The following is an 18511-nucleotide window of genomic DNA, read 5'->3' on the forward strand; positions in this document are numbered from 1 at the left end:
GTGGTTACTTCCAGGCAAACACCGGCTGTTCCAACTCGTGGACGCGGGTGTCGCGGCCGGCCAGCACCTCGCGGAACTGATAGATCAGGGCCGCCGTCGGCGCGTGGATCAGGCCCTCGCGGGCGTGAAAGCGGATCACGCGCCGCGTGCTCTCGGGGATCGCCGTGAAATCGAACGCATCATCCGCCGTGATCGCATCCAGTCCGATCCGGTGCACCGAGGCGACCTCGTCCGGATTCGGCCGGAGTGTGCGGCCATTGGTCGCCCAGAGGATGACGGGGGTAATCAGATAGCCCGACCGGGTCGGATAGTCGTCGAGCAGGCCGAGCACGGCGTCCGGCGTCAGCGAGAGGCCGAGCTCTTCCGCCAACTCGCGCAAGGCGGCCTCGACCGGTGTCTCGCCGGGGTCGCAGCGCCCACCCGGCAGCGCCCACTGGCCACCATGGCTGCGCAGCCCGGCAGCACGCAAGGTGAGCAGCAGCGTGGTCGTGCCGGTCTCGTGATGCGGGACCAGCGCGATCGCCACGGCGGCGCGCTTCAACGGCCGCGTCTCCGCCATCGCGTCCAGGCGCACGAATCCCGCACAGCAGCTCTGGATTTTCCGTCGTGTGGCATCGTCGAACGGCATGGCCATGCAGCTTGACTACACCAGCCCCGCAGCAGATGAAACGACCACCTGCCGGCAAATGGCGCCGACCAACGGGGTGTGCGAAATGACGAAATCAGCCGCGGCGAAAATGAAGTCCGACGGCTGGGAGATCGTCGACACCTCCGGCTTCCTGCATCTGATCGGCCCACTGTGGCAGCGCGTCGTCGACGGCGTCCACGAATACGCCATTCAGACCGAGGACAAGCACCACAATCGCCGCGGCCTGGTCCAGGGCGGCGTGATCATGACGCTCGCGGATCGGAGCTGCGGCATGACCGCTCGCTATGCCGCGGGCAAGGAGCACATGGCGACGATCCAGTTCGACACGCATTTCGTCGAGGCCGGCAAGATCGGCGAGACGCTGGTGTCGCGGCCGCATGTGGTGCGGATCACGCGCAGCCTGGTGTTCATCACCACCGAGGTCACGGCCGCCGACCGCGTGATCGCGATGGCCTCCGGCGTGTTCAAGATCCTGAAGAGCGAGTGAGAGCCCTACTCTATCCGCCGTCATTGCGAGGAGCGAAGCGACGAAGCAATCCAGAGTCCCGACCCGGCCCTGGATTGCTTCCGCCTTCGCCCTGCGGGCTTCGGCGGACACGTCGCTGCGCTCGCAATGACGCGCGGAGCGAGCTATCGTTCTTCAAATCCATGCTCGCTTATGGCAGGAATGAGGCTTCTATGAAATATCGCCAGCTCGGCCGTTCCGGCCTGAAAGTGTCGCCGATCTGCCTGGGCACGATGATGTTCGGCGGTCCGACCGACGAACCGACCTCGGGGCGCATCATCGCCAAGGCTGGTGACGCCGGGATCAACTTCATCGACACCGCCGATGCCTACAACAAGGGCGCCTCGGAAGAGGTGGTCGGCCGCGCCATCGCGAGGGAGCGCGACCGCTGGATCGTCGCCACCAAGCTCGCCAATCCGATGGGCGATGATCCGAACCGCGCCGGCCTGTCGCGGCGCTGGGTGCTGCAGGCGGCGGATGAAAGCCTGAGGCGGCTCGGCACCGGGCACATCGACATCTACTATCTGCACAAGGAGGACCACGCGACGCCGCTCGCGGAGACCGTGCGCGCGATCGGCGACCTCATGCGCGCCGGCAAGATCCGCTACTTCGGCGTCTCGAACTACCGCGCCTGGCGCGTCGCCGAGATCTGCAATCTCTGCGATGCGATGGGCATCGACCGTCCCGTCGTCAGCCAGCCCTACTACAACGCGATGAACCGCATGCCCGAGGTCGAGCATCTGCCGGCCTGCGGCTATTACGGCCTGGGCGTCGTGCCCTACAGCCCGCTGGCGCGCGGCGTGCTCACTGCCAAATACAGTCCGGATGCGCCGCCCGAAAAGGAAACGCGCGCCGGACGCAACGACACCAGGATGATGCAGACCGAGTGGCGGCCGGAGTCGCTGAAGCTGGCGCAGGAGATCAAGCGCCACGCCGAGGCCAAGGGCTTTACCCCGGGCCAGTTCGCCGTCGCCTGGGTGCTGAATTCGGCCGTCATCAGCTCCGTCATCGCGGGCCCCCGCACCGAGGCGCAATGGGACGACTACATCCGCGCGCTGGACTATCCATTCGCCGCCGACGACGAGGCGCTGATCGACGGTCTGGTGGTCACCGGGCACGCCTCGACACCCGGCTACAACGACCCGGCCTATCCGATCGAAGGCCGCAGGCCGCGGGTGGGTTGACATGGAGGAGGATCGCTACGGCCTGCAGCTCTCGACCGCCTCCGCTGATGCGGCCGCCGCCTATCGCGAGGGCATGGATCTCCTGCTCGCGTTCTGGCCCGGCGCCACGGACGCGTTCGAGCGGGCCATCATGCTCGATCCGGATTTCGCGCTGGCGCATGCGGCCCGCGCCCGGGTCCACGCGATCTACCAGCAGCGCGAGGCCGCGCTGCAGACGATCAAGCGGGCGCGTGACCTCGTCGCCAGGCGCGGCACGGAGCGCGAGCAGAGCCATGTCGCGACCCTGGTGCTCGCCCTCGAGGGCCGCGGCGCCGAGGCGCTGGCATCGACGCTGACGCATCTGGCGAGCTGGCCGCGCGATGCCATGATCATGGCGCTGCCGCTCGGCGCCTTCGGCCTGCTGGCGTTCTCCGGCCGGGCCGATCACGATGCTGCCCGGCGTGATCTCTGCGACCGCTTCGCCCCTGAATACGGCGAGGACTGGTGGTTCCTGTCGAACCATGGCTGGGCCCTGACCGAGGCCGGCGACGTGACCTGGGGGCGCGCGATCACCGAGCGCAGCTTTGCGCTGCGCCGGCACAATGCCTACGCCGTTCATGCGCTGCTGCATGCGATGTTCGAAGCCGGCGCGTATGGCGAGGCTGATGCGCTCGTCGATGGCTGGATCGGCGACTATGACCGCACCGGCATGCTCCACGGCCACATCTGCTGGCATCAGGCGCTCGGCGCGCTGGATCGCGGCGACGCCGCCAAGGCGCTCGCCGTCTACACCGACGTGCTGGTGCCGACAATGGAGTCGGCGCCGCCGCTGAACACGCTGTCGGACTGCGCTTCCCTGTTGTGGCGGCTGACGGCTGAAGGACAGCCGGTGCCATCGAACGCATGGGGCGACGTCTCGGCCTATGCGAGCAACCGCTTCACGAGTTCGAGCCTGGCCTTCGTGGAGATGCATCTGATGATGATCGCCGCCGCGATGCATGACAGCGCGGCCCTCAAGGGACGCCTCGCCGCGATGGAGCGGCGTCTGGCCGAAGGCAAGCTCCCCGCCGGCCGCATCGTGCCCCACATGCTGCGGGCGCTGCGTGCCTTCGCCGACGGCAACTGGCGCGGCTGCGCGCGCGATCTCGCGCCTGTCATGGGCGATCTCGCCCGCATTGGGGGCAGCCACGCGCAGCGCGAGGTGATCGAGGACACCTACATCCTGGCGCTGATCCGCAGCGGCGATCTCGTGCAGGCGCGAGCCGTGCTCGATGCACGCCTGCACCGGCGGCCGTCCGCGCGCGACACGCGGTGGCGGGCGCTGGCGGCTGAGTAGTTCGGCTGCTCCTGGCGAGCTTCAACGTCTCGCCGTCATTCCGGGACGATCGTCAATGCGACGGCGCGAAGCGGCGGCGCGATGGCGATTGAACCCGGAATCTGGAGATTGTTGGAAACAACCGCAAGACAATGTCGAGATTCCGGGTTCAAGGCCTGCGGCCTTGCCCCGGAATGCCATTCGTGGCGAAGAGGACGCGCTATCCCTCGGTCTCCAGCCCGGTCGGCATCGGCACGTTCTCCGGCTGCAGCTTGAGCCCGGCGGCGAGCGCGACCGTCTCCAGCAGCGCGGCGAAGTCCTTCTCCAGATAGCCGGCGGGATCTTGTTGCAGCGAGGCGGCGCCGACATGGGCCTGCAGTGCCTCGCGCGTTGCCGCCGTCACCGGCATCGCGACATCCAGCTGACGCGCCGCCGACAGGCCGAGATCAAGATCCTTGCGCAGCAGCGGCGGCGTGAAGGTCGTGGTCCAGTCGAGATTGACCAGCGCGTTGCTCTTGTACTTGGTGAAGGTCGAACCCATCACGCTGGCGTTCATGAAGTCGAGGAAGGCATGGCGCGGCACGCCGGCCTTCTGCGCCAGGATGGTGATCTCGGCGAGGTTCTGGATGACGACGCCGAGAAAGACATTGTGCGCGATCTTGCAAATGCGCGCGAGCTCACCCTCGCCGACATAGGACACGCCGGAGACGGCGATCTTGGCGAGATAAGGCGCGATGATGTCGAACGCAGCCTTGGGACCCGAGACGACCGACGACAGCTTCCCGGCCTTGACGCATTTACCGTTGCCCGACACCGGCGCGCGCACGAACTCACAATCGAGCTGCTTCAGCTTGGTCGCGATCGTCTCGGACTGTTCGATGCCGATCGAGGAGCAGTCGACGAGGATCTTCGGACGAGGACCCGCGTTCGACGCGACCAGGCCGTTGTCGCCGAAATACACCTGCTCAAGATCCTTGCCGGTCGACACCATCGTAAACACGATGTCGCAGCCGGCGAGATCGCTCGGATGGTCGACGATGACACCGCCCTTCGCGGCCAGCGGTTCGGCCTTCGCGCGAGTGCGATTGTAGATCGACACCTTGTGGCCGGCCTTCAGCAGCCGCTCGGCCATCGGATAGCCCATGCGCCCCATGCCGATCCAGCCGAGCGAATGCGTTGCAGTCATTGTCGTTTCCTCGTCATACCTGTCACGGCGGTCGTCATTGCGAGGAGCGAAGCGACGAAGCAATCCAGAGTCACACCCGCCGCCCTGCATTGCTTCGCTTCGCTCGCAATGACGAAGAATCCAAATTGCATTCACCTAGTACCGATTGGCGATCGGCAGCTCTTCCGCGGGGAAGAGCGTGATCACCTGACAGCCCTTGTCGGTCACCACGACCTCCTCCTCGATGCGCGCCGCGGAGAAGCCGTCGGTCGCTGGGCAATAGGTCTCCAGCGCGAACACCATGCCGGTCTTGATCTCCATCGGGTTGTCCAGCGAGACCAATCGCGAAATGATCGGGCGCTCGTGCAGCGCCAAACCGAGACCATGGCCGAACTGCAGCCCGAATGCCGCCATCTCCGACGGGAAACCGAACTCTTCCGCCGCCGGCCAGACCTTGGCGACGGTGTCGGTCGAGACGCCCGGCTTGATCAGCGCGATCGCGTTGTCGAGCCACTCGCGGCAGCGCTTGTACGCGTCGTGCTGCGCCGGCGTCGCACGTCCGACATTGAAGGTGCGGTAGTAGCAGGTGCGGTAGCCCTGATAGGACTGCAGGATGTCGAAGAACGCCTGGTCGCCCGGACGCAGGATGCGGTCGGTGAAGTTATGCGGATGCGGATTGCAGCGCTCGCCGGAGATCGCATTGATCGCCTCGACGTCGTCGGAGCCCATCTCGTAGAGCATCTTGTTGGCCAGCGCGACGATGTCGTTCTCGCGCACGCCCGGCTTCAGGTTCTCGTAGATCGAATGATAGACGCCGTCGACCATGGCCGCGGCCTGGTTGAGGAGCATGATCTCATCGATGTTCTTGATCTCGCGCGCGTCCAGCATGATCTGCTGGCCGTCGACCACCTTCATCCCGGCGTTCTGCAGCTCGAAGAACATCGCGGTCTCGGCGAGGTCGACGCCGACCGGCATGTCGGCCACGCCTGCCGACTTCAGCAGGCTCATGACCTCCTCGGCATGCGCCTTCATCAGTCCGACGGCCGGCGGCACGGTGCCGCGCATGCCCAGCATCCCGGCGCGGCAGTTCTCCGGCGCCAGCCAGTCGCAGAAGATGCGGTGGTGCACAGCGGCCGAGCCGAAATCCCATACGATCGGCTCGCCATCGCCGGCCAACAGCGCAAAGCGACAGAGCTTGTCGCGCTCCCATTCGCCGATCTTGGTGCCGGAGACATAGCGAATGTTGTTGACGTCGAACAGCAGCAGCGCGCCGCAGCCGGAGGCCTTCAGCGCCATGCGCGCCCGCGCCAGCCGGTATCGCCGCAGACGGTCGAAATCGACACGGCGCTCGAAATCCACCGAGACGTGGCCATGCGACGGGATCGCCCGACTCCAGCGCCAATGCGGATCGAGATGCTCGGGACTGACCAGATGTGGCTTCAGCGCGCTGGCTGTCATGTGGACGTTTCCCATTCTGTTATTGCAATCGATTGCAGAGCCGGATTTATTGCATTCGCGTTAAGGGTGTCAAGGCAAGATAGAATGAAAACGGCGTTGCGCTGCGGCATCAGGAGCTGGATATGAAGCGGACGTTGTCATCAGCCTTGGGCCCCCGTACGGCCGCGGCGACGCGACCGACGATCAAGGACGTCGCCGCGCGCTGCGGCGTGCACCCCTCGACGGTCTCGCGCGCCCTCAGCCCGGCCATGAAACATCTGGTCGCGGCCGATGTCGCGGAGCGAATTCAGGCGGCGGCCAATGCGCTCGGCTACCGCCTGAACATGGCGGCGAAAGGCCTGCGTACCGGACGCAGTGGCCTCATCGGCGTGCTGGCGCCGGATATCGCCGACCCCGGCTTCCCGCCGGTGCTGTCGGGAATCGCCGATCAGCTCAACGCCCAGGGTTACGCGACGATCGTCGTCGACGTCGGCCGCGATGGCTCGGAGCAGGACCTCGTCGATCGCCTGATCGCTCGCGGCGTCGACGGCCTGGTGCTGGCGACAGTGACGCTCCGGGACGATGTCGTGCAGCATTGTCTGGATGCGGCGCCGCCGGTCGTGCTGGTCAATCGCGTCGATGCGGCCGGCCTCTTGCCCTCCGCCGCCAGCGACGATGCGGCTGGCATGCGGCTCGCCGTCGAGCATCTCGTGGCGCTCGGTCACCAGCGCATCGGCCACATCGCAGGGCCGCAACACATCTCGACCGGCGCCCGCCGCCGCGGTGGCTTCGAAGCGAGCGTCAGGGTGGCCGGACTGGCCGCGCGCCACACGCCCGTCGAGGTTGCGGAAACCTATACCCGTGCGGCAGGCCGCGAGGCTGCGCTGCGCCTGCTGGCCCGCCGGACACGGCCGACCGCGATCGTCGCCGCCAACGACCTGCTGGCGCTCGGCGTCTATGACGCGCTCGCCGCGGCTGGCCTCGCCTGCCCCGGCGACGTCTCGGTGGTCGGCCACAACGACATGCCGTTCGTCGACATGGTGTCGCCGCCGTTGACCACCGTCCGCATCGCGCAGCGTGACATGGGCGAAGCCGCGGCGCGGCTGCTGCTCGACCGCCTCGCCGGCCGCGAGACAACGACCGACCACATCGTGCTGGCGCCGGAGCTCGTCATCCGCGGCTCGACGATTGCACGCGGTCCTGACAGGTCCGCGCCGCCCCGCTAAACTCGACGCCAAGCAACAGCAGGAGGAGACGCCGATGGCGGAGATGGTCGGTCTGGAGGCGCTGGTCGCTTCAATCGCAGCGGGGCAATCGATCGCGATCCCCGTCGATCGTGCCGGCGTCTCGATGGCGGCAACGGCGGCCATGATCGACGCTGGCCTCACCGGCCTGCACCTCGTCTGCGTGCCGATCAGTGGACTGCAGGCCGATCTGCTGATCGGCGCCGGCGTCGCCTCCGTGGTGGAGACCAGCGCGGTGTCGCTCGGCGAGGCCGGCGGCGCGCCGCGCTTCGTGGCGGCCGTGCGCGACGGCAGCATCAAGCTGCGTGACGCCACCTGTCCCGCGATCCATGCCGGCCTCCTGGCCGGGCAGAAGGGCGTGCCGTTCATGCCGATCGCCGGCATCATCGGCAGCGACCTGCTGCAGGTCCGTCCCGACTGGAAGGTGATCGACAGCCCGGTCGGCGAGCCCGGCAAGGTCGTCGTGGTGCCCGCGATCACGCCTGACGTCGCGCTGTTTCATGCGCCGGAGGCGGACCGCTTCGGCAATGTCCGCATCGGACGCTACCGCGAGCTGGCGACCATGGCCTACGCAGCCAAGCGCACGCTCGTCACCGTCGAGCGTATCGTCGATCGCGACCTGATGGCCACCGAGGACTCCGCGGCCGGCGTGCTGCCGGCGCTCTATGTCGACGCCATCGCTGTCGCAGAGAACGGCGCTTGGCCGCTGCCGCTGTGGGATGAATACGAGACCGATGGCGCGGAGCTTTCGCGCTACGCCGCGATGGCGCGCACGGATGAGGGCTTCCGCGCCTATCTCTCGGCTTTCCTGAGCCGCAGCAAGCAGGTGGCATGACCATGCAGGACGATCGCGCGCGCAAGGAGCTGCTGATCACCATCATCGCCGGCCTGCTCGACGGCATCCGCCATGTCGCGGTCGGCGCCTCCTCACCCATCCCGGCGGCCGGGGCGATGCTGCTGCGCGCCCGCAACGAACAACAAGGCAAGCCGCCGATCAGCATTTCGATCCTCGGCTCGAGCCGGCACAACTTCTTCACCAATGGCGGCGTCGAGCTGTTCGACTGCGCGGCGCAGGGACGTGTCGATGCGTTCTTTCTCGGCGGCGGCCAGATCGACGGCGCTGGCAATATCAACCTGGTCGGCACCGGCGACTATCCGCGCATGGACGTGCGCTGGCCGGGATCGTTCGGCTCGGCCTATCTCTATCACCTGATCCCGCGCGTGATCCTGTTTCGCGAGGAGCATTCGCCGCGCGTGCTGGTGCCGAAGGTCGACTTCGTCAGCGCCGCCGCTGTGACACCCGAGGTGAAGCGACGCGGCGGGCCGCATGCGCTGCTGACGAACCTCGCGTTGTTCGATTTCGATCGCGAGCGCGGCGGCTTCCGGCTGCGCTCGGTGCATCCGGGCTACACCGCCGACGACGTCCGCGATCGCACCGGTTTCGATTATGCGGCGCCCGAGATCGTGCCGCCGACACCCATGCCCGACCGGGCGACGGTCGAGCTGATTCGTGGCCGGATCGTCGACGAGCTGGCCGAATGCTATCCGGAATTCGCACGCACCATGGCTGCGGCGGCTTAGCTCACGGCCGCGCGCGTCGCGGGATGACCTGCCCGGCGCGCGCGTTCTGGTGCGCGCCCTGCCACCACGTCAGCGCGCCATTGACGATGACCGCCTCGATGCCGGCGGCAGGCACGCAGGGCTCGTCATAGGTCGCGCTGTCACGCACGCGGGCGGCATCGAAGATCGTGATGTCAGCGTGGTTGCCGACAGCCAGCGTGCCGCGGTCCTTGATGCCGAAGTTCTGCGCGGTCAGCCCGCTCATCTTCCACACCGCCGTTTCCAGCGAGAACAGCTCGAGCTCCCGGCAGTAATAGCCGAGCACGCGCGGGAACGTGCCCCAGAGCCGCGGATGCGGCCGTTCGCCGAACGGCAGGCCGTCGGAGCCGATCATGGTCGGCTCGAAAGCGAGGATCGTCCGCACGTCGGCCTCGTCCATCGAGAAATAGATGGCGGAGGCCGGCTGCAGCCGCTTCGCCGCTTCCAGCCGGTCGACGCCCCAGCTGGCGGCGATGTCGGCGAGATCGCGGCCCGCGACTTCCGGATGCGGCCCTGACGCCGCGACGACGACCTTGACCTGCAGCTTGGCCGGGTCCGTGTGCAGCATTGTCGACGACGCATTGTAGGGATAGCAGTCGAGCGCCACGCATTGGCAGCTCATCGCCTTGGAGATCAGCGGCAGCGTTTCCCTGGTGCGGCCGAAGTTTGCCGGGCCCACCACCTTGTGGTGCGAGATCACGACCTGGACGTCGAGCGCCTTGCCGATGGCAAAGCTCTCCTCCAGCGATTTGACGACATCATCCGCCTCGTTGCGCATATGCGTCGCATAAACGGCGCCGCTGCCTGTCAGCGGACGGCAGACCTCGATGATCTCCTCGGTCGGCGCCGCCTCGGCGGGCGGATAGAACGTTCCGGTGGAGACGCCGATCGCGCCGGCGTCGAGCGCCTCCTGCACGTAATCGCGCATCTCGGCGATCTCTGCGTCGGTTGCCGCGCGGCCGAGATCGCGCACGACAGAAGCCCTCAGTGAAGTATGGCCGGCCATCGGCGCGACGTTCACCGCGGCCGGCGCCGCGCGCAAGGCCGCCACGTAATCAGCGAACGAGGCATACTCCGCAATCCGGCCATCGCCAGGCGACAGCAGCCCGAGCGGCATCGGTCGCGGCGAGCCCGGCTTCAGCGGCGCGATGCTGACGCCGCAATTGCCTGTCACCACTGATGTCACGCCCTGGGACACCTTGCAGGTCATGCCGGGATCGACCAGCACGGCGCTGTCGTCATGGGTGTGGGCGTCGATAAAGCCGGGCGCGACGATGCGGCCGGTGGCGTCGATCACGCGCTGAGCCGGACCACCGAGTTCTCCGATGGCGACGATCCGGCCATCCTTGATGCCGACATCCGCCTCGAACCGCGGCGCTCGCGTCCCATCGATGACGGTGCCGCCCCGGATGATGAGGTCGAAGGAGGACGAAGGCGTGGTGTCGGGCATGAGGTCTCGCACAGCGCGGCATGAAAACTGGCCGTGACTATCAGCGGGCCATCGCGATGCGTCCAGTGCGATCCATATGATCCTCACGCTGGGCTGGCCTGCCTGAATGGCGGCTAAGCCCGAACTCGCGCGTCATCGATGGTGTGCTCCCTCTCCCCGTCCTTCACGGGGAGAGGGCTGGGGTGAGGGGCAGCCACACCCACCGCCCCCGCGGAGAGCCCCCCTCACCCGGATTGCATTGGCGATGCAATCCGACCTCTCAGCGCGAGCGCAGCTCGTCGCGACCCCACGCGCGGGGAGAGGTTAGGCGACGCAAGCAACGCAATGCTCGCGTCCACAGAAGCCGCTGGGCGTTATCCCGCCGGCCGCCGCTGCGCGACGATCTGCCGGTACAGTTCGGCGTACCGTCCGGCCCGATGCCGCCATGACACGTCCGTCAGCATCGCGTTGAGCTGCATGCGGGTCCAGTTCGAGGCGTTGCTGCGGGCGGCGTAGAACGCGGCGGCGGCGCGGCGCAGGGTCTGGTCGAGCGCCTCGGCGGTGACAGCCGCGCACTTGAATCCGGTGGCGGCGACGCCGGCCTCGGTCTCGTCGATCACGGTATCGGCGAGGCCACCCACGGCCGTGACGATCGGCAGCGCGCCGTAGCGCAGTGCGCAGAGCTGCGTCAGTCCGCAGGGCTCGAAGCGCGACGGTACGACCAGGGCGTCGCAGCCGGCCTGGATCAGATGCGCGAGCTGCTCGTCATAGCCGATGAGAACACCGATCTGACCGGGGTGACGCGCAGCCGCGGCGCGGAACGCGTCGCGCAACTCGGCCTCGCCATCGCCGAGCAGCGCCAGCTGGATGCCGGCGCTGGTCAAGGTCGGCAGGCACGACAGCAGCAGGTCGAGCCCCTTCTGCGAGGTCAGGCGGCTGACGACGCCGAGCAGGAACGTCTCCGGTGACTCCTGCAGGCCCATGCGCGTCTGTAGCGCGGCCTTGTTGGGCGCACGCGCCTCGAGCTTTTCGATTCCGAAATGCGACGGGATCGCGGGATCGCTGCCGGGATCCCACACATGGGTGTCGATGCCGTTGAGAATGCCGACGAGATCCGACGAGCGCTGGCGCAACAGGCCGCCGAGGCCCATGCCCTGCTCGTCGCTCTGGATCTCTCGCGCATAGGTCGGCGACACCGTCGTGATCTTGTCGGCGAATTGCAACCCCGCCTTCAGGAAACTGATGTCGCCGTAATATTCGAGCCCGTAGATCGAGAACGATTCCGGCGGAAGGCCGAGCGGCGGCAGGAAGTGACGCGGAAAGCGGCCCTGGAAAGCCAAATTGTGCACGGTCATGACCGTGCCGGGATGCGGCCGGTGGCTGTAGAGCAGATAGGCCGGCACCAGCCCGGCCTGCCAGTCGTGGCCGTGGACGATATCCGGCACGAAGCTCGGCACAGCGCCCAGGCCAATATAGGACGCCGCGCGTGCCAGCGCCGCGAAACGGAACGGGTTGTCCGGCCAGTCCTTGCCGTCGGGTCCGAGATACGGGTTGCCCTCGCGATCGTAGAGATGCGGCGCGTCGAGCACGAACAGGTCGAGCGCGCCGTGGCTGCCGCCGAGCAGCCGCGCATTGCCGCCGAAGAAGTTCGGCAGCGAGCTGATCTCGCTGGCCTGCTCCAGCGCCTTCATCACGGCGGGGTAGCCGGGGATCAAGGTGCGGACCTCGATATCCTCCGCCATCAGCGCCCATGGCAGTGCGCCGGCAACGTCGGCGAGGCCGCCGGTCTTGATGATGGGATAGACTTCGGACGCGACCGACAGAACGCGCAATGGCGTCATGAATTGAGCCCGTCGATCATCGGCTGGGTGATCAGGGTGACGCCGTTCTCCGTCGTCCTGAAGCGCTTGGCATCGAATTCCGGATCCTCACCCACGACCAGCCCTTCAGGGATCTGCACGCCGCGATCGACCACCACGTTGCTCAGCCGCGCGTGCCGCGCGACATTGACGTAGGGCAACAGCACCGCATTGTGTACTTTCGCATATGAATGCAGATGTGCGCCGGTAAACAGCAGCGAGCGCTGCACCGAGGCGCCGGAGACGATGCAGCCGCCGGACACGAGTGAACAGACTGCCTCGCCGCGGCGGCCGTCCTCGGCATGGACGAACTTAGCCGGCGGAGTGATCTCCGAATAGGTCCAGATCGGCCAGGCGCGGTCGTAGAGATCGAGCTCGGGGGTCACATCCGTGAGGTCGAGATTGGCAGCCCAGTAGGCATCGACCGTGCCGACATCGCGCCAGTAGCTGCGCGGATCGTTTTCGGTGCGCACGCAGGAACGATTGAACTGATGTGCCACCGCGCGGCCGTTCTTGACGATATAGGGGATGATGTCGCGGCCGAAATCATGGTTCGAGTTGGGGTCGGCGGCGTCGCGCTTGAGCTCGTCATACAGGAACTTGGCATCGAACACATAGATGCCCATGCTGGCGAGCGACTTGTCGGGCTTGCCGGGAATCGGCGGCGGATCGGCCGGCTTCTCGATGAAGTCGCGGATCGTCTCGTCCTCGTTGATGTGGATGATGCCGAACCCCGAGGATTCCGCCCGCGGCGTCTCCAGGCAGCCGACGGTGACGTCGGCGCGCTGGTCGACGTGCTGCTGCAGCATCAGCTCGTAGTCCATCTTGTAGATGTGGTCGCCGGCGAGCACGACGATGTATTTCGAATTGTAGCTCTCGAGGATGTCGATGTTCTGGTACACGGCATCGGCCGTTCCGACGTACCACATCGTCTCCGAGACGCGCTGGCTCGCGGGCAGGATATCGAAGCTCTCGTTGCGCTCGGGGCGGAAGAAGTTCCAGCCGTTCTGCAGATGCCGGATCAGGCTGTGCGCCTTGTACTGGGTCGCCACCGCGATGCGCCGGATGCCGGAATTGACGGCGTTCGACAACGCGAAATCGATGATGCGCGACTTGCCGCCGAAATACACCGCGGGCTTGGCGCGCCGGTCGGTCAGCTCCAGCAGGCGGCTGCCGCGTCCGCCGGCCAGAACGAAGGCCAGCGCGTGACGGGACAGCGGCTCGGTCCTTGCGGCGGATGCCATGGTTCTCCTCCCTGCAACTCGTTGTCGCGTCATGATTCCGCGGCCCGGCGCGAGCGGCTTGCGACCGCGAGCCACCCGTCGGTACTCAGAGATATGACGGAGAAATAGCCAACCAGTTCCCAATGACGAGTGCAATGGGGTGCTTCAGCCCAGGCGGTCCCAGGTCGCAGCCATTTCGCTCCAGCGCGGCGGGTCGGCGCCCTCGCGCGTGCAGGTCACGGCGGCGCAGGCGGCCGCAAAGGCCAGCACCTGGCGCAATTCGGCCTGGCTAAATCCCTGAAGGGCCTCCCGGCCGATCCGTCCGAGCTTGCGCAACGCGAACAGCATCCCGGCCTGGAAGGTGTCGCCGGCGCCGATCGTATCGACAACATTAACCTTGGGGACCGCGACCTCCACCGCGCCGGCCTGCGCATGCCAGCCAAGCGCGCCCTTGGGACCACGCGTGACGACGACCAGGCTCGTGCCGCGCGCCAGCAGCGCCGCGGCCCGCGCGGCGTAATCGTCATGGCCATGCAGATAGTCGAAATCGACGTCCGACATCTTGATCAGGTCGGCGGTCGCTGCGAACCCATCCATCCCGGCAATGTAGGCCGCCTTGTCGGTCACGAGGTTCGGCCGGCAGTTCGGATCGAAGGAGATCGTCACCGCGCCTTGGGTTGCGGCAATCAACGCGCGCGTTTCCCGGGCGCCCTGCTCATGGATCAGCGTGGTTGAACCGACATGGATGGCGTCGATATCGGCAAAGGGGATGCTGCCCGGCCGGAACGCCCATTTCCGCGCCGCGGTCTCGGCGTCATAGAACGCGTATTGCGCCTCGTTGCCGACGTGACGGACGAAGGCCAGCGTGGTCTGGTCGGGACTGCGGATGGCATAAGCGAGATCGACGTCGGAGCCTTGAGCATGCGCGGCGATCATGGTGCCGAACAGGTCGGTCGAGATGCCGCCGACGAAGCCGGTCGGCGCGCCGAGCCGTGCCAGCCCAACGGCGACGTTGAGGCAGGAGCCGCCGACGACAGGCCTGAGGACGTCGCGTCCATCGGCCGATCTGGCCGGGACGAAATCGATCAGCGCATCGCCGCAGCTCAGGATCATGGTCACGCCTCCCCGCCGGCCCCTTGCATCACGGAACGGCTGTCCCGATCAAGCGCCCGCAGCAGGCCGTGGATGCGGCGCTTGCGGCGGTGGAAGTCGGCAATGGCCGGCTCGGTCGGGTCACTCAGGCGGCCGAGCGTGGACATCGAGGCCATCGTGTCGCCGATCGAGCGGAAGGCGCCGCTGGCGACCGCCCCTAACATGGCCGCACCGAGCAGCACCGGCTCCTGGGTGCCCGGCAGCGCCACCGTCATCCCGGTCGTGTCGGCCATGATCTGGCGCACCAACGGGCTGCGCGAGGCGCCGCCGGCCATCACCAGCGTGCGGCTTGTGACGCCATTGGCCGCGAAGGCGTCGATGACGTCGGCCAGCCCATAGGCGAGGCCGCAGAGGCCCGCGACGAACAGCCGCTCCATCGCGCCGATATCGGCGTCGAGATCGAGGCCGGCGATGACGGCGCGCGAAGCCGGGTCGGCATAGGGCGAGCGGTTGCCGAGAAACTCGGGCAGGATATGCACGTCACGCGCGAGCCGTGCGGCCGCGCCGGCGCTCGGCGCGCGCGCCATGATGCGCTTTTCCAGGTAGCTGATCAGATCGAGCCCCTCGGCCCGTGCGGCAGACGTCGCCTCCGCCGATGCCGGATGCGAGCGCAGCAGATGGTCGATCGCCGCGCCCGCGGCGGATTGGCCGCCCTCGTTGAGCCAGAAGCCGGGGACCATGCCCTGATAATACGGCCCCCAGACCCCAGGCACGAAGGACGGCGCGCGCGTCGTCGCCATGATGCAGGCCGAGGTCCCCATGATGTAGGCGAGGCGGTCACAGACATCGACCTCGCCGCCCTCGGCACCCCGGCCGCCAATCGCGCCGATGCCGCCGGCATGCGCGTCGATGAGCGCCGCGCCGACCGGCGTGCCTGCGGCAAGGCCCAGCTCTGCTGCCGCCTCGCGCGACAGCCCGCGCCCGAGCGGCGTACCAGGCGGAACGATCTCGGTGCCGATCCGCGCATAGTCCTCACTCACAAAGTCGCCGAGCCCGATACGGCGAAAATAGTCGCCGCTCCAGCGCGTCTCGTGCGCGAGATAGTTCCACTTGCAGGTGACCGTGCACATCGAGCGCGCCAGCGAGCCGGTCGCGCGCCAGGTGAGGAAATCGGCGAGGTCGAAGAAGTGCCCGGCCCGGTCAAAGCTCGTGCGGAGATGCCGCTTCAGCCAGAGCAGCTTCGGCATCTCCATTTCCGGCGAGATCGAGCCGCCGACATAGCGCAGCACGTCGTCTTCGGTCGCATTGATGTCGCGGGCTTCCGCAAGCGCGCGATGATCCATCCAGACGATGACGTTGCGGGCGGCGTTGCCGGAGCTGCTGACGGTGACCGGCGCGCCGTGCGGATCGAGCGCCACGAGCGAGCACGTCGCATCGAAGCCGATGCCCTTGATCAGCTCGGGCGCAAGTCCCGCTTCCGCGATCGCGGCTTTGACCGACGCGCAGCAGGCGCGCCAGATGTCGTCGGAGGACTGCTCGACGACATCGCCGGCCTCATGCCAGGTCTGGATCGGGTGCCGCGCCGCGGCAAGCAGGCGGCCGCTCTCGTCGAAGATGCCGGCGCGCGTGCTGGTTGTGCCGACATCGACACCGACAAAGGCCTGCAGCATGTTTCGCTCCCGTCAAATTTGACGCGAGCTTACCAGCAAGTGTAGCCGCCATCGACAACGACGACACTGCCGGTCATCAAACTTGCCGCCTCCGACGCGAGGAACAGCACCACCGAGGCGATCTCCTCGACCTGTCCCATCCGGCCCATCGGGGTTCCGCCAATCCAGGCGTCGTACATGCGCGGGTTGCTCTTCACGAAGGCATTCAGCGGCGTCTCGATATAGGTCGGCGCCACCGCATTGACGCGGATGCCGCGCGCGCCCCACTCGGCCGCCAGCGACTTGGTCAGATGATGCACCGCGGCCTTGGAGGCGTTGTAGAAGCACTGCTCCTGCGGCTTGTTGACGATGAAGCCGGACATTGAGCCGATATTGACGATGGTGCCGCTCTTCGCCGCCAGCATGTGCTTGCCGAAGGCGCGGCAGCACCAGAAGGTGCCGTTGAGATTGACGTCGAGCACGTTGAGCCAGTGCTCGTCGGTGACCGTCTCCGCCGGCGTCTCGCTGCGGGCGATGCCGGCATTGTTGACGAGGATGTCGACCTTGCCGTGGCGGGCGACGAGATCATCGGCCACCGCGCTCACCTGCGCCGAATTGGTCACGTCCATCTGCGCGGTCTCGGACGAGAAGCCCTTGGCCTTCATCGCGGCCTGTGCATCCACCGCCGCCTTTGTATCGCGATCGGCGATCACCACATGCGCGCCCGCCTCCGCCAGCGCCTCGACGCAGGCAAGGCCGATGCCCTGCGCACCGCCGGTGATCAGCGCCGTCTTGCCGTTCAGCTTGAATTTTTCCAGATACATCGTCGTCGTCCGTTGGTTGTCGTTGACGCCCGGAGGGGACGTCACCTGTCATGCGAAAATGGAATGGCCGCTCTCGTCGAAGCGGTAGATGCGGTTCGGTTCCGGCCTGAGCGTCACGGCATCGCCGGCACTGAGCCGCTTCTCGCCGACGCAGCGCACCGTCAGCGTGCCCAGCGCGCCGGCGTCGACGTAAAGGAACGTGTCGCTGCCGAGATGCTCGGCGATCAGCACCTTGCCGCGCCAGCCCTCGCCGCCGTCATCGACGATCGCGATATGCTCGGGCCGCACGCCGATCGTCGTGGCGCCGCGCTGCGCGGCTTCGTCGCCGACGATGAAATTCATCTTCGGCGAGCCGATGAAGCCGGCGACGAACAGATTCGCAGGCCGCTGATACAGCTCGATCGGCGAGCCATACTGCTCGATGCGGCCGGCGTTCAGCACCACGATCTTGTCGGCCATGGTCATGGCCTCGACCTGGTCGTGAGTGACGTAGATTGCGGTCGTGCCGAGCTGCTTTTGCAGCCGCGTCACCTCCAGCCGCATCTGCACGCGCAGCGCGGCGTCGAGATTGGACAAGGGTTCGTCGAACAGGAACGCCTTGGGCTCGCGCACGATGGCGCGGCCGATCGCGACGCGCTGGCGCTGGCCGCCGGAGAGCTCGCGCGGCTTGCGGTCGAGATAGGGCGTCAGGTTCAGCGTCGCCGCGGCGGCCTCGACCTTCTGGTTGATCTCGGCCTTGGGCAGGCCGGCCATCTTCAGGCCGAACGCGATGTTGCCGCGCACGCTCATATGCGGATACAGCGCATAGGACTGGAACACCATCGACAGGCCGCGCTTGGCCGGCGGCACGTCGACGACGTTGTTGCCGTCGATCAGGATGCGCCCGCCGGAGACATCCTCCAGCCCCGCGATCAATCGCAGCAGCGTGGTCTTGCCGCAGCCGGAGGGGCCGACGAACACCACGAAGGCGCCGTCGGGAATGTCGAGATCGGCGCCCTTGATGATGTGCACCGGCCCGAACGATTTCTGCACACCTTCCAGCGTGATCCGTCCCATGATCAGCCCTTTCGTTACTTCACTGCGCCGAAGGTCAGCCCGCGCACGAGTTGCTTCTGGCTGAACCAGCCGATGATCAGGATCGGCGCGATCGCGAGCGTCGAGGCCGCCGACAGCCGCGCCCAGAACAGGCCCTCGGGGCTCGAATAGGAGGCGATGAAGGTGGTCAGCGGCGCCGCCTCCAACGTCGACAGGTTCAAGGTCCAGAACGCCTCGTTCCACGCCAGGATCAGGTTGAGCAGCAGGGTCGAGGCAAGGCCGGGGATCGCCATCGGCGTCAGCACGTAGATCAGCTCGCGGCC

General features: G+C 67.0%; 16 protein-coding genes and 1 pseudogene. 6 read left to right on the forward strand and 11 right to left on the reverse strand.

Translation table 11 applies throughout. The features are described 5' to 3' along the window. Positions 1–4: 4 nt before the first annotated feature. The gene (locus tag BRAO375_RS23860; RefSeq protein WP_009030017.1) at positions 5–634 is read right to left on the reverse strand and encodes an NUDIX hydrolase; all 630 of its coding nucleotides are present in this window, start codon (positions 632–634) and stop codon (positions 5–7) included. 79 nt (positions 635–713) lie between these two features. On the opposite strand from BRAO375_RS23860, the gene BRAO375_RS23865 reads away from it, so the two are divergent. The 3 genes from BRAO375_RS23865 (at position 714) to BRAO375_RS23875 (ending at position 3653) form a co-directional block, all read left to right on the forward strand. Beyond that, on the forward strand, positions 714–1136 hold the full coding sequence (locus BRAO375_RS23865; protein WP_009030018.1) for a PaaI family thioesterase: 423 nt from the start codon (positions 714–716) through the stop codon (positions 1134–1136). 191 nt (positions 1137–1327) lie between these two features. Beyond that, positions 1328–2338: an aldo/keto reductase gene (locus tag BRAO375_RS23870; RefSeq protein WP_009030019.1), complete on the forward strand. Its 1011-nt coding sequence runs from the start codon at positions 1328–1330 to the stop codon at positions 2336–2338. Between the two features lies 1 nt (position 2339). Next, positions 2340–3653 (forward strand): tetratricopeptide repeat protein, encoded by a 1314-nt coding sequence (locus tag BRAO375_RS23875; RefSeq protein WP_009030020.1) that lies wholly within the window; start codon positions 2340–2342, stop codon positions 3651–3653. 199 nt (positions 3654–3852) lie between these two features. Here the strand turns inward: BRAO375_RS23875 and BRAO375_RS23880 are convergent, their stop codons facing one another. Together BRAO375_RS23880 and BRAO375_RS23885 are read right to left on the reverse strand one after the other, a co-directional pair. Then, positions 3853–4818 carry an NAD(P)-dependent oxidoreductase gene (locus BRAO375_RS23880; protein WP_009030021.1) on the reverse strand — a complete coding sequence of 322 codons (966 nt, stop codon included), beginning with the start codon at positions 4816–4818 and terminating at the stop codon, positions 3853–3855. Positions 4819–4953: 135 nt separating this feature from the next. Beyond that, positions 4954–6255: a M24 family metallopeptidase gene (locus BRAO375_RS23885; RefSeq protein ID WP_009030022.1), complete on the reverse strand. Its 1302-nt coding sequence runs from the start codon at positions 6253–6255 to the stop codon at positions 4954–4956. A gap of 122 nt (positions 6256–6377) precedes the next feature. Between BRAO375_RS23885 and BRAO375_RS23890 the strand changes: the two genes are divergently transcribed. The 3 genes from BRAO375_RS23890 to BRAO375_RS23900 are packed head-to-tail and all read left to right on the forward strand — an operon-like array spanning position 6378 to position 9059. Further along, complete coding sequence (locus tag BRAO375_RS23890) at positions 6378–7460, forward strand: LacI family DNA-binding transcriptional regulator (protein WP_083842522.1); 1083 nt, start codon at positions 6378–6380, stop codon at positions 7458–7460. Between the two features lie 34 nt (positions 7461–7494). Beyond that, a complete protein-coding gene (locus tag BRAO375_RS23895) occupies positions 7495–8313 on the forward strand; it encodes a CoA transferase subunit A (protein ID WP_035641892.1) in 819 nt (272 codons plus the stop codon). Then, positions 8310–9059: a CoA-transferase gene (locus BRAO375_RS23900; RefSeq protein WP_009030025.1), complete on the forward strand. Its 750-nt coding sequence runs from the start codon at positions 8310–8312 to the stop codon at positions 9057–9059. The genes BRAO375_RS23895 and BRAO375_RS23900 overlap by 4 nt, the downstream gene beginning before the upstream one ends. A gap of 1 nt (position 9060) precedes the next feature. Here BRAO375_RS23900 and BRAO375_RS23905 read toward each other — a convergent pair whose 3' ends face one another. The 8 genes and pseudogenes from BRAO375_RS23905 to BRAO375_RS23940 form a co-directional block, all read right to left on the reverse strand. Next, positions 9061–10527, reverse strand: coding sequence for an N-acyl-D-amino-acid deacylase family protein (locus BRAO375_RS23905; RefSeq protein ID WP_009030026.1), 1467 nt, complete (start codon positions 10525–10527; stop codon positions 9061–9063). A 353-nt stretch (positions 10528–10880) separates the two neighbouring features. Then, entirely contained in the window at positions 10881–12347 is a 1467-nt protein-coding gene (gene glgA, locus BRAO375_RS23910; RefSeq protein ID WP_009030027.1) for a glycogen synthase GlgA, read from the reverse strand. After that, positions 12344–13609, reverse strand: coding sequence for a glucose-1-phosphate adenylyltransferase (gene glgC, locus BRAO375_RS23915; protein ID WP_009030028.1), 1266 nt, complete (start codon positions 13607–13609; stop codon positions 12344–12346). The genes glgA and glgC overlap by 4 nt, the downstream gene beginning before the upstream one ends. 144 nt (positions 13610–13753) lie before the next feature. Then, positions 13754–14701, reverse strand: coding sequence for a carbohydrate kinase family protein (locus tag BRAO375_RS23920; protein ID WP_009030029.1), 948 nt, complete (start codon positions 14699–14701; stop codon positions 13754–13756). 2 nt (positions 14702–14703) lie between these two features. Beyond that, complete coding sequence (locus BRAO375_RS23925; protein ID WP_009030030.1) at positions 14704–16350, reverse strand: FGGY-family carbohydrate kinase; 1647 nt, start codon at positions 16348–16350, stop codon at positions 14704–14706. Positions 16351–16379: 29 nt separating this feature from the next. Further along, a complete protein-coding gene (locus tag BRAO375_RS23930; RefSeq protein WP_009030031.1) occupies positions 16380–17153 on the reverse strand; it encodes an SDR family NAD(P)-dependent oxidoreductase in 774 nt (257 codons plus the stop codon). Between the two features lie 48 nt (positions 17154–17201). After that, entirely contained in the window at positions 17202–18209 is a 1008-nt protein-coding gene (locus BRAO375_RS23935; RefSeq protein WP_009030032.1) for an ABC transporter ATP-binding protein, read from the reverse strand. 14 nt (positions 18210–18223) lie between these two features. Further along, positions 18224–18511 (reverse strand): annotated as a pseudogene (locus BRAO375_RS23940) (carbohydrate ABC transporter permease); the annotation flags it as partial.

The organism is Bradyrhizobium sp. ORS 375, from assembly GCF_000239775.1.
Taxonomy (GTDB): Bacteria; Pseudomonadota; Alphaproteobacteria; order Rhizobiales; family Xanthobacteraceae; genus Bradyrhizobium.

What these genes read in the sequence shown, in the direction of transcription:
- BRAO375_RS23875 (WP_009030020.1), top strand. Translation starts at nt 2,340, where the DNA reads ATGGAGGAGGATCGCTACGGCCTGCAGCTCTCGACCGCCTCCGCTGAT.
- BRAO375_RS23925 (WP_009030030.1), bottom strand. Translation starts at nt 16,350, where the DNA reads ATGCTGCAGGCCTTTGTCGGTGTCGATGTCGGCACAACCAGCACGCGC.
- glgA (WP_009030027.1), bottom strand. Translation starts at nt 12,347, where the DNA reads ATGACGCCATTGCGCGTTCTGTCGGTCGCGTCCGAAGTCTATCCCATC.
- BRAO375_RS23885 (WP_009030022.1), bottom strand. Translation starts at nt 6,255, where the DNA reads ATGACAGCCAGCGCGCTGAAGCCACATCTGGTCAGTCCCGAGCATCTC.
- BRAO375_RS23860 (WP_009030017.1), bottom strand. Translation starts at nt 634, where the DNA reads ATGGCCATGCCGTTCGACGATGCCACACGACGGAAAATCCAGAGCTGC.
- BRAO375_RS23905 (WP_009030026.1), bottom strand. Translation starts at nt 10,527, where the DNA reads ATGCCCGACACCACGCCTTCGTCCTCCTTCGACCTCATCATCCGGGGC.
- BRAO375_RS23870 (WP_009030019.1), top strand. Translation starts at nt 1,328, where the DNA reads ATGAAATATCGCCAGCTCGGCCGTTCCGGCCTGAAAGTGTCGCCGATC.
- BRAO375_RS23865 (WP_009030018.1), top strand. Translation starts at nt 714, where the DNA reads ATGACGAAATCAGCCGCGGCGAAAATGAAGTCCGACGGCTGGGAGATC.
- glgC (WP_009030028.1), bottom strand. Translation starts at nt 13,609, where the DNA reads ATGGCATCCGCCGCAAGGACCGAGCCGCTGTCCCGTCACGCGCTGGCC.
- BRAO375_RS23890 (WP_083842522.1), top strand. Translation starts at nt 6,378, where the DNA reads ATGAAGCGGACGTTGTCATCAGCCTTGGGCCCCCGTACGGCCGCGGCG.
- BRAO375_RS23880 (WP_009030021.1), bottom strand. Translation starts at nt 4,818, where the DNA reads ATGACTGCAACGCATTCGCTCGGCTGGATCGGCATGGGGCGCATGGGC.
- BRAO375_RS23920 (WP_009030029.1), bottom strand. Translation starts at nt 14,701, where the DNA reads ATGATCCTGAGCTGCGGCGATGCGCTGATCGATTTCGTCCCGGCCAGA.
- BRAO375_RS23895 (WP_035641892.1), top strand. Translation starts at nt 7,495, where the DNA reads ATGGCGGAGATGGTCGGTCTGGAGGCGCTGGTCGCTTCAATCGCAGCG.
- BRAO375_RS23900 (WP_009030025.1), top strand. Translation starts at nt 8,310, where the DNA reads ATGACCATGCAGGACGATCGCGCGCGCAAGGAGCTGCTGATCACCATC.
- BRAO375_RS23930 (WP_009030031.1), bottom strand. Translation starts at nt 17,153, where the DNA reads ATGTATCTGGAAAAATTCAAGCTGAACGGCAAGACGGCGCTGATCACC.
- BRAO375_RS23935 (WP_009030032.1), bottom strand. Translation starts at nt 18,209, where the DNA reads ATGGGACGGATCACGCTGGAAGGTGTGCAGAAATCGTTCGGGCCGGTG.